2 protein-coding genes are annotated in these 2,453 nt (G+C 41.4%); one reads left to right on the forward strand and one right to left on the reverse strand.

Going from position 1 to position 2,453, the window contains the following annotated elements; all coding sequences use genetic code 11:
- Nucleotides 1–529: 529 nt before the first annotated feature.
- Nucleotides 530–1,954, forward strand: a complete 1,425-nt coding sequence (locus ACFQ2O_RS21180) for a Glu/Leu/Phe/Val family dehydrogenase (protein WP_377532804.1) — start codon at nucleotides 530–532, stop codon at nucleotides 1,952–1,954.
- A 43-nt stretch (nucleotides 1,955–1,997) separates the two neighbouring features.
- Here ACFQ2O_RS21180 and ACFQ2O_RS21185 read toward each other — a convergent pair.
- On the reverse strand, nucleotides 1,998–2,453 hold a 456-nt coding region (locus tag ACFQ2O_RS21185), incomplete at its 5' end, for a hypothetical protein (RefSeq protein ID WP_377532806.1).

Below are 2,453 nucleotides of genomic sequence, written 5' to 3' on the forward strand. Positions count from 1 at the left end.
TGTTGATTAATCCATAACTGCCAATAATATCCATAAGTCAGTCATCAAGATTCAGCGGTAAAATTACAGTTATAAAACATCATCTGCCACAATGAGGATTGTCTCTGGAAAAACCATCCTAATAAATCATAGTAGATCTTAGGGTATTTGATAGGGCGATTTCCAGCTCAAGAAGTATCTTCTTTAGTTTGAAATTCCTGCCAAACGCTATGTTTGTCGCTGGCCTTTAACATCCCCTCCTACCTTACCACAAATTTATCTTCAGGCTCTAAACACCTCACTTACAGCTGGCTTACAATTCATGCATTTAGCGCATAGGCTTTTGTTTTATGTTTCTAATTAAATAGGTACTCACGTAAACTAACCTTCGAAGTTAAGGCTTATATAAACCAGGATGGAAGTAACCATCCACTGAAGGCGAATTACAAGTTATACATTTCTCTTTTTCTATATACTGCATTTTAAACAAAAGCTGCAAACAACCGTTCATTAAGAGCATCAGACAAATTGCTCAAAAAAGAACTCTTGTATGGGAAACAATACCAATGAAGGCAAAAAATTCTTAGACAGCGTCTATCAGTTTTTTGACCATGCCGCCAACTACTCCAGGTTAGATGCAGGGATACTTGCACAGATCAAGGCACCTAATAGCGTGTATAAAGTATCTTTTCCGGTAGAGATAGACGGAAAAGTAGAAGTATTTGAGGGAATCCGAGTTCAGCACAGCCACCACAAGCTACCCTCTAAAGGAGGAATCAGGTTTAGTATGCAGGTAGATGAGGATGAGGTAAAGGCGCTTGCTATGCTCATGACTTTTAAATGTGCCGTAGTAGATGTGCCTTTTGGTGGTGCAAAGGGAGGAGTTAAAATTAACCCGAGAACCAGCTCTGTTAAAACCCTTGAAAAGGTAACGCGCCGCTATGCTGCTGAGCTTATCAAGAAAAACCTGATTGGCCCGGGCATGGATGTACCCGCTCCTGATTATGGTACTGGCAGCCGTGAAATGGCCTGGATAGCTGACACTTACCAGGCGCTTAAGTATGGCGAGACAAATGCTTTAGGTTGCGTTACAGGTAAACCTGTAGGCCAGGGAGGTATTAGAGGACGTGCAGAAGCAACTGGCCTTGGTATTTATTACGGACTTCGGGAAACTCTTGCCGATACAGAACTTCTGGCAGGAAAAGGGCTAGAAGGAAATACCATGGAGGGCAAGCGCATCATTGTTCAAGGCCTCGGAAACGTAGGTTATCACGCAGCATTTTTCTGCCAACAAGATGGAGCTAAGATAATAGGAATAGCCGAACGCGAAGGCGGTATTTACAATGAGAATGGTATTGATGTGCAGGAAGCTTTTAAGCACAGAAGCGAAAACGGCTCTATACTTAACTTCAAAGACTGCAAAAATTACGAGAACTCTACAGAAATGCTTGAGCTCGAGTGCGACATTCTGCTACCTGCTGCCTTAGAGAATGTTATACATACCGGCAATGCAGAAAACATCAAAGCTAAAATAGTTGCTGAAGGCGCAAACGGCCCAGTAACACGTGAAGCCGAGCAAGTGCTGTTGCAGAAAGGCATTATTATTATTCCAGACCTATACTTAAATGCAGGTGGTGTAACGGTATCTTATTTCGAGTGGTTGAAAAACCTGTCGAACGTGCGGTTTGGGCGTATGGGTAAACGCGCAGAAGAAGCAAGTTATCGCCGTCTTGTAAATGCTATTGAAACAAGCTCTGGCAAGAATCTGTCGATGCAGGAAAGAGCATTGCTTACACAAGGATCAGACGAAATCGGGCTTGTACGCTCTGGATTAGAAGATACCATGATCAATGCTTATCATGAGATAAGAGATGTGATGGTACAAAAAAACATTCCTGATTTACGCACAGCGGCCTTTTTAACGGCAATCGAGAAAATCGGGGTAAGCTATGAATCACTTGGAATTTTCCCTTGAGTTAGCATTTGTCAAGAAACAATAATATCAGGTAAGGTCAGGATTAATCAGTTAAAAGAGCTGTGTCCTGGCCTTTTTTTACGGATACTAGCCAATCTACAGCTTCATCCTGAGCTGTAAAATAATTGAAATTTATAATCTGATGAATCGGCAGCATGGTCGTTGCCTGGTAATTCATGACAATAGCATTAAAATGGCTTTCAGAGAAAACAACAGCCACAAAGATGTTATCATTAATGATATGGTGCACTTCTGGATAAAACTCATGCATAAGCCAGTTCTCCTGCTCTCTGCTAAATGACCCCATCAAAGTTAAATCTGAGCAGTACTTTACAATAAATGGATGTTCTTTTACGAAAGCAAGCGTCTGCATGTATAAAGACTTCAGGTCAGAAAGAACAGGTTTTTGAAGCCATGTTAGCAGCAATACTTTCTGAGGTTCGCGATAGGTAACAACTGCATATGGTGTCTCTAGTATCACCATGTATATGATTTTTAA

The organism is Pontibacter rugosus (assembly GCF_042678745.1).
In the GTDB taxonomy this organism is placed as follows: Bacteria; Bacteroidota; Bacteroidia; order Cytophagales; family Hymenobacteraceae; genus Pontibacter; species Pontibacter rugosus.